This is a genomic window from Ginsengibacter sp. (genome assembly GCF_057362405.1).
In genome coordinates this window covers 1-8,026 of the sequence record NZ_JBMQQG010000172.1, presented here as the reverse complement: position 1 = coordinate 8,026, position 8,026 = coordinate 1, and the positions used below count along the sequence as shown (strand labels likewise).

The window sequence follows — 8,026 nt, the reverse complement described above, 5'->3', positions numbered from 1 at the left end:
GGGAAGTATATTGAAGCACAGCGGATTTCAGAACGGGTGAATTATGATGTTGAAATGATACGGGAACTTGGCTACTGCAACGGTGTTGAAAACTATTCAAGATTTTTTGACAGGAGAGAGCCGGGTACGAGGCCATTCTGTTTGCTCGATTATTTTCCACCCGATTTTTTATGTGTGATTGATGAAAGCCATCAAACCATTCCCCAGGTAAGTGGCATGTATGGCGGCGACCGGTCACGAAAATTAATTTTGGTAGATTACGGTTTTCGTCTACCATCGGCGTTAGATAACCGGCCGTTGAATTTTAATGAGTTTGAAAGTTTACTTAATCAAACGATTTACGTGAGTGCAACGCCTGGCGATTATGAACTTGAAAAAACCGGCGGAATAGTCGTAGAGCAGGTTGTAAGGCCTACGGGTTTATTGGATCCACCAATTGAAATTCGCCCTTCTGTAAACCAAATTGATGATTTACTGGATGAAATTGATAAAAGAGTAACAAAAGGAGACCGTGTTTTAGTAACAACGTTAACCAAGCGTATGGCAGAGGAGATGGACAAGTATTTACATCGCATCAATATCAAGTCAAAATATATACATAGCGAAGTGGATACACTGGACAGGATTGAAATACTTCGCCAGTTGAGGCTTGGGGAAATCGATGTGTTGGTTGGTGTCAATCTTTTACGCGAAGGGTTGGATCTTCCAGAAGTCTCGTTGGTGGCTATTTTAGACGCAGACAAAGAAGGATTTTTACGTAATGAAAGATCGCTCACTCAAACTGCGGGTAGGGCTGCCCGTAATATTGATGGGTTGGTAATTTTTTATGCAGATAAAATGACCGAAAGCATGCAGAAAACGATTGATGAAACTACGAGACGCAGGGAAAAACAAATTCAGTATAACATTGAACATGGCATTACACCCAAGACAATTTCAAAATCCATAGAACAAATAATGGGGCAAACTTCTGTGCTCGACATAAAGGGAACGACTGCTTCACCGTATGCCGTTGATGATACAGTTACTATTGCTGCCGAAGAGCAGGTAGAGTATAAAACAATTCCTCAATTAGAAAAGGCCGTTAATCAAATTAAGCGGCAGATGGAAAAAGCCGCACGCGATCTGGATTTCATGGAGGCAGCGAGATTGCGCGATGAAATGTTTAGAATGCAGAAGGAGTTGGAAGAGATGAAGAATTAAATTCACTTTTTCAAAAACGCCGGTTTTGCTTTCACAATCTTTTTATAAACCGGACAACTCTCAATATGCGCCCCTGCCAAATAACCGGTGCTCATTAAAAACTCATTTACAATTTCACCCCCGGTAAACCTGAAAGTATTTTTAAAAATTTTCACCCATTCATCTTTTGTTTTAGGGTGATGATGGTCGATCCACTTTTTAAAAGATCCATGTTCCTTTTGAATACTCAAGAGCGTTTTGGCATTTTCTATCGCGGCATTTATTTTTAAACGGTTGCGGATGATGCCAGCATCACTCATTAATCTGTCAAAATCTTCCTCTTTAAAAGCCGCTACTTTTTTTATGTTGAAATTTTTATACGCTTTTCGAAAACTATCCTGTTTATTTAAAATGGTACTCCAGCTTAAACCCGCCTGGTTTATCTCAAGAATCAGGCGGCCGAATAATTCATCATCATTATCTATGGGAAATCCATAAGCGGTATCGTGATAAATTTTATGTACATTATTTTTATCCATTGTGCTAACTACGTCGCAATAACTTGCTGCCATATTTTTGCTTTATTTTTTTAGAATGATATAAAAAGGTTTGGAATGTTTGTTGTGCGATTCACTAAAATTAAAAAAATTATGGCGACACTTGTATCTTTAATTTTTAATAAAAAATAAGTGAATCAAATGCTTGAGAAATTTGACTGCACAAGAAATTATGTTCTTGAAGATGATCGTGTACTGCTTCGCCCTTTGCAACAGGAAGATAAAATTCACTTATTGCCATTTTCACTAGAGGAACCTTACTTATGGAAGTACTCGCTTGTGGGCGCAGAAGGAGAAGAAGGGTTACAGAATTACATGAACATTACTTTTAAAGCGAGAGATGAAGGAAAAGAATATCCCTTTATTGTATTTGATAAACTAACCAATGAATATGCCGGCAGCACCAGATTTTACGATATTCAAAACGAATTGGAGACAGTGCAGTTAGGCTATACCTGGTATGGAACAAAATTCCAGGGAACAGGATTAAATAAACACTGCAAATATCTCTTGTTAACTTTTGCTTTTGAAAAAATAGGATTTGAAAGATTTGAACTGCGGGCAGACAACAATAACGAACGTAGCATCGCAGCTATGAAATCGTTGGGTTGTAAAGTTGATGGAATCCTTCGCAAGAATATGCCCACACGTGAACCGGGCAAACGACGAGACAGTATTGTTTTAAGTATTTTAAAAGATGAATGGTTTGGCGGCGTGAAGGAAAATCTTTTGAAGAGATTAGCCTGATCAAGAAACAAAATGCCTGCTTTCCTTTTTGAAATTAATAGTTTGTTCGTATTAGCCTGTCCCTGTGCTACTTTCTTTAGCATAAATCACGAACGAAGTTGTTGTTAGTATCTTTATGTCGTAATTAATGCTATTGTCAACTACAATTTTAGTTTCACTAAATAGTACATAAGTTGATATGACAGACTGGGTTTGGATGGTTGGGTATCTAAATCTGGCTTCATTAATGATTGACTCAAATTCAGCAAATGAACGAAATACGGTCAATCGCGAAAACGTATTTCTGTTGTGATTTTAAAAGTATATCCTCATATCGACTTTTCCATTGTTTATCTTAATTACCTGTTGACTTTTGTTTTGTAATTCAAGGTCAAATGTTCCAATTATCCTGCACGTCTGATAGCTATATGGTCCGAAAAGCCAGTCATTGCCGCTGATCGTTTTGCAATCTGTTCTTCTTAAATCCAGGTTGCCAGACTTGTATATGTAAACTCTTTCTGAATCTATTGCCTGGTAATTCCCGGCTGTGTCTGTCGCCACCAGCGTGCAGCCCGGTTGTTCATTAATAAATATATATTGATATTCAGGTATTAGGTAAGCACAGCCAGTGCGGGGGGAATGAAATATTTCCTCCGAAAACATTCGGCATGAAAATAACCAATCCCGGATCACCAGTAGCAGGGGCAGTTAAATTTGCCAGAAATAAATCACCCATGTTTGAATAAAGCGTGCCGTTATATTCGAAAGTGACCAGGTTAGGAGAATCAGAAACTGAATTGTTGCGATGGTCTTTTTTACAGGCCCCAAGTGTTATAATTAAAATAGCAAGCGGTGTAAGAATTTTATTTATTTTCATGAGGAATTAATTTTTTAAGTTAAACTTTAACGGAGTTAATCCTTTTATTCATCACTTTAAACCACAATGGTGGAACAAGGGAAAGTAATATCATAAAAGAATATCCCGCAGGATGCGTCGGTGAATCTTCATATTGTGAAAGCTTGTCAAAGGGACGGCTGGGATGCATGTGGTGATCTGCATGACTTTCTAACTGAAAAACATTGATCAATCTGTTATAACGGCCTGTATTCCATGCATGACGAGCACCCAGTCTTTCGTAACTACCTGTGTTAATTTTTCTCAGTAAGCCATAATGCTGCAGGTAATTTATTATGTGCAGTAATGCTATGGATACAATATTTTGAAGTAAAAAGAATAAAAGAGAATTCGACCCCAGAGAGAAATATATAGTAAGCATCAAAGCAACCTGTAGAATTCCAAACAACAACATACGGCCACGCATAATCGAAAATTTACGGGATACCCGATTGGTTTTTTTTGCATCTATTTCCCAGGCATTTTTATAAGTACCTTTTACTGCCCTGAATAAATAAAAATATAGCGGTTCACCTATCTTTGCCGTATGTGGATCTTCCGGCGTACAGGCATATACGTGATGTCCCCAAACATGCTCAATGCCATAATGCATATAGTTGTTTTGCAGCAGCAATAAGTAACCTGCTGCCTGTTCTAATTTTGTAAAGCGATGTATAAATTCATGAGCAAGAGTAAATCCTAATACGCCATTTACAATTCCGACCGATAGGGCGAGCCCGGCAAATGATACTATTGTAATTGATGCATTGCCCGCAATGTATACAGCCCATGCAGTTAATGCAATAAGAACCGGAACAAAACTTAAGGCAACAGATTTGTATGCTGATGAAGAATACTGAGAATTTCTTTCCTCATAATTTTTTAAAGACGGCGACAGAAAAAAGTTGCTTAACGGGTAAACAACAAAACAACATAAGGGAACAAGAAAATTCCACCAACTACCAAGCAGGTATCCCATTACAACCAACGCAGGAATAAACAATAAGATCAAATAGTTTGCCGGCTTCATTGTCGTATATTTTTACATGAACTAATAAAAGCATTGCATCCGTTGCTTAACATATTGGTTAAGTTTTCTTCTATCGGGTCACGCAAGGCAGAAAACAACTTGTGTCTGCAAAACGTGCAATTGTGTACGTCTCCGTCTGTGTCCACATACAAGAAATATTTCCCCCCGCCGGCGCAGCCTATACGTCGACTGTAAAATCCATGATAAAGAATAGAAGGATAGTTTACATAATCTTTATTGTAGTTATAGGTGGTGTAGAAATCTTCCAGGGCCGAAATTTGACTTTCGCTTAGGTGGACATCTTTTTCGGCGTAATGTCCTACCGCTCTTGGTTCGAGTACCTGTATAAACGAAATACCCCAGTTCTTTGCCAGTTCCGCATATTGGGATAAATTCTTCTTACTGATAAATGCTTTTGTTGCACATAATGATAAGCATACCGCCAGGTTTTTTTTACGTGCATTCGTTACTGCTTTTTCAGCCCATTCAAAAGCATTTTTCATTCCGCGGAACTTATTATGCAATTCGGGTATCCAGTGATCGAGGCTTACTATAATACCGGTAAGGCCATGTCTTTTTAGTAAGGTTGCCCGCTCCTCTGTGAGATGATAGCCGGAAGTGTACAGCCAGAGTTTTGTTTCCTTTTTTATGTTTTTTAATAGACAAATAATATCATCCAGGCGGTTCAATGGTTCGCCTCCGCTTAATTGAACCTGGGTAATATGTAAGTCCTCGAAAGAATGAATAATAGATAAAAGATTTTCGCGGCTCAGTGTCTCTGGTTTATTCAAAGCATCCCATTCAAAACAATGTTCGCATCGATAGCCGCATTTTTTTGTGATGCCAAAAACGATGGTATCTAAAGTTACAGCGGAGGACATGGGATTCAGCTTCCTTATATTATTCAATATGTATTTCGAAAAAGCTTTTGATGGCCAGCCGGGTGCATTGAGACTGTAATAATATTTGTTATCAACTTTTGCATATTTCAAAATGGTATGATTTTCCCTCGAATTGTCTCTCAATCCCTTTAATTTTTTCATGGCCTGAACAGCCTTGACAGGATTCCTGGTAATGTATAAGGCACAAAGGAAAATATTTAGCCAGATGCATACCTTAACTATTTTCTTATGTAATCCGTAGACCATAGGTGATAATAATGCCCCTGTCTTAATAGTGTTATGATATTTTTTTAGAGGCACGCCAGGACTTACATTTTCAATCGCTGTAATTGTTTGCATAAAAGTTTTTTTATAGAATGGTTATTCGGATTGGCCTTCTCCGTTAGTTTTCAACTAACGATTTCATGCTGGTAGCACTGAATCTTTTATACAGCTCGAGACTATAAGAAGCCAATCCCCCCGGTTTTTTAAATTGTTTTAAAAAGGCAATGTTGGGTGAACCTTTTAAATCTCTTTCATGGGTATAGTATCCCCTTGTGTGCAAGATGTAGGTCTGCGTAGTGTTTGGGCGCTGCGGTTCACATTTGTATTCCAGCGTAACACAATTGCCGGGAACCGGCTGTTCCAGGTAAATGCCATCTTTTTTATTTAAAGGCGGCAACACATCTTTCCCGGTTTCATCCGTTGCAACAGACGGACGAATAGTTTCAACACTAAAATTGTTTTCCTCCGAAAAATCAATTGCTGCATAATCAATTTCCCAAAACATAAAGCCACTGCTTAATCTTACTTCAACTGACGAGCCTTCTACATTCTTTAAATCAAGTGGAACCACAATCTCTCTTGTGGCGAGTGGACCGATAGTTGTCAGTTCAGTTATTTTTTGCCACCCGGTTTTTGTTTTCACTGAAACTTCCAATGGAATTTTTTGGTCTTTTGCCCATTGTAATAAGGAGGCTGCAGGTTTTTTATACTGCTTCTTCACATAAGTTTTGTAATAACTGCCAAAACCTTTTGCGACTTCACCATAGAGATAATCTATCCAATATGAATTTTTAAGGGCCAAAATCAATTTTCCATTTTGTATACCTGCAGGCTTATTGAATTTTGTAATTACAAAATTTGTGGCATCAGTTGCCAGGGTATCATCGAAATGTAATAGTGTATTATCATCTCTTTTTAGTAAGGGAGTTAATGCATCCCGATTATTTTCTGTCAAGGCTGCAACAGGTGATTGCGGATCAGTGATTTCATAGAGATTTCCTTTTTCGTCAGCGAGGACTTTTGTGTTTTCGGAATGTGTTACAACTTCGAGATCTGCAAAATCAGTGTATTGATGTTCCTTTAACTCATTGCTTATTTTCAGCTGCAGCGTATTATCAGCAGTTGGGGTCATTCGCAATGGCATATAGTCATCTCTTGCCAGTTGCCGGTAGATAGCTCCGCCGTATATTTCTCCCTGCAATAAAAACTGGTTTTCGGTATAAGCGCTCACAAAAGGGCATGAGCTTTTTGTAAGAGCAACAACAACGGCTGCCAGCGCAATTGCTCCCAAAGTTGCTCCGATTGCGCCTATAACATAACTATTAGTTGTTCGCTTTTTATCTTTTTCAATTACTTCAATTTTACGAATTTGGTCAAGTGGCAATGTGTAACTGCCTTCTTTCAATACACTATCATTAGTAATAAACATGTGAACTTCATTGAGAACTGCGGCACTTGTATACTTCATTCTTCCTTTTCCATTATCCAAATGATCCAGGTGTTCTGAGGATAGAGCATCCAGGCTGCAGATAATACTTTTTCTGTCTTCACTTAAAACAATATTTCGCATATACCACGCCTGGCTTGGTGTGCGTAAAATGAAATACCTGTTTTCATTTTTTAAAGAGTCAACACTTTTTGCTGGATTATCTTTAGCGTTAGTCTTGACGGCCATGTAGTAACGGCTGCACCCTGCAACTACAAAAAATGACGCAAGGATGAAGACCCAGCGTCGATCGTTTCTTAATTTTCGTAACATTGATTTTTGTTTAAAGAATGAACGTTTTTATTTTGAATATACCGCTAGGGCGAAAAATATCTTAAAAGGAATAGCCAACGCTAAGCCCTAAATAACGAGTTAAAATCTTCGTTGCCCGATCCTTATTCTTACTGACATTATTTAAACCGTAACAATAATTTACATTGAATGAAAATCCAATAGGAAATTCATAGCCGATTATTCCATTTAAGCCAACATCGGTTTTTAACGTATAACCGTAGTATGGCTGGAAAGGAATGCCAAGTACCGGACCCCCTCCTGCAATCAAATGGCCATGGCTAGAATTGCTTTTATAGAGGACATCCAGCGGAATATCCAGGTAAGTAAATCGAGGAGGATAGTAATAGCTGTTAATTTTATTTGACCCTTTAGAGACAATTTCAGCTTCGGGTCTAAACACTACCTCATTAGCTAAAGGAATGTCGATGTATACGCCGCCTAATATTCCGACACCGTTAATGCTTGAACTGGAGTTAGGTTCTGGTGTATTTTGATCAATCGTGGAATGAGATACTGCAAGTCCGAGTTTGAGACCAATTACAGGTCGTTGCGCAAAAGAAAGGTTAGTTGTATACAAGAAGATTATCAAAAAATTGATTAAAAGGTATTTTTTATGGGAGTTCATATAAAAATTATTAGACGTGATAAATTTTTTGAAGAAAACAGTGTCTCTAATAGAAACACTGTTCC

9 protein-coding genes are annotated in these 8,026 nt (G+C 38.1%); 2 read left to right on the top strand and 7 right to left on the bottom strand.

Going from position 1 to position 8,026, the window contains the following annotated elements; all coding sequences use genetic code 11:
* The coding region (locus ACO1O5_RS14365; protein ID WP_486271364.1) for a helicase-related protein at nucleotides 1–1,203 on the top strand (1,203 nt) is incomplete at its 5' end.
* 2 nt (nucleotides 1,204–1,205) lie between these two features.
* Here ACO1O5_RS14365 and ACO1O5_RS14360 read toward each other — a convergent pair.
* Nucleotides 1,206–1,754 carry a DNA-3-methyladenine glycosylase I gene (locus ACO1O5_RS14360; protein ID WP_486271362.1) on the bottom strand — a complete coding sequence of 183 codons (549 nt, stop codon included), beginning with the start codon at nucleotides 1,752–1,754 and terminating at the stop codon, nucleotides 1,206–1,208.
* A 126-nt stretch (nucleotides 1,755–1,880) separates the two neighbouring features.
* Between ACO1O5_RS14360 and ACO1O5_RS14355 the strand changes: the two genes are divergently transcribed.
* Nucleotides 1,881–2,486: a GNAT family N-acetyltransferase gene (locus ACO1O5_RS14355; RefSeq protein WP_486271360.1), complete on the top strand. Its 606-nt coding sequence runs from the start codon at nucleotides 1,881–1,883 to the stop codon at nucleotides 2,484–2,486.
* A 294-nt stretch (nucleotides 2,487–2,780) separates the two neighbouring features.
* Here the strand turns inward: ACO1O5_RS14355 and ACO1O5_RS14350 are convergent, their stop codons facing one another.
* The 6 genes from ACO1O5_RS14350 to ACO1O5_RS14325 all read right to left on the bottom strand — a co-directional run.
* Complete coding sequence (locus ACO1O5_RS14350; RefSeq protein ID WP_486271358.1) at nucleotides 2,781–3,026, bottom strand: hypothetical protein; 246 nt, start codon at nucleotides 3,024–3,026, stop codon at nucleotides 2,781–2,783.
* Between the two features lie 43 nt (nucleotides 3,027–3,069).
* Nucleotides 3,070–3,342: a hypothetical protein gene (locus ACO1O5_RS14345; protein ID WP_486271356.1), complete on the bottom strand. Its 273-nt coding sequence runs from the start codon at nucleotides 3,340–3,342 to the stop codon at nucleotides 3,070–3,072.
* 19 nt (nucleotides 3,343–3,361) lie between these two features.
* Nucleotides 3,362–4,390, bottom strand: a complete 1,029-nt coding sequence (locus tag ACO1O5_RS14340) for an alkane 1-monooxygenase (protein WP_486271354.1) — start codon at nucleotides 4,388–4,390, stop codon at nucleotides 3,362–3,364.
* Nucleotides 4,387–5,631, bottom strand: coding sequence for a radical SAM protein (locus ACO1O5_RS14335; protein ID WP_486271352.1), 1,245 nt, complete (start codon nucleotides 5,629–5,631; stop codon nucleotides 4,387–4,389). The genes ACO1O5_RS14340 and ACO1O5_RS14335 overlap by 4 nt, the downstream gene beginning before the upstream one ends.
* A gap of 43 nt (nucleotides 5,632–5,674) precedes the next feature.
* On the bottom strand, nucleotides 5,675–7,315 hold the full coding sequence (locus ACO1O5_RS14330) for a hypothetical protein (protein ID WP_486271350.1): 1,641 nt from the start codon (nucleotides 7,313–7,315) through the stop codon (nucleotides 5,675–5,677).
* 61 nt (nucleotides 7,316–7,376) lie between these two features.
* Nucleotides 7,377–8,026 (bottom strand): outer membrane beta-barrel protein (locus ACO1O5_RS14325; RefSeq protein WP_486271348.1); only part of this gene is annotated, 650 nt, incomplete at its 5' end.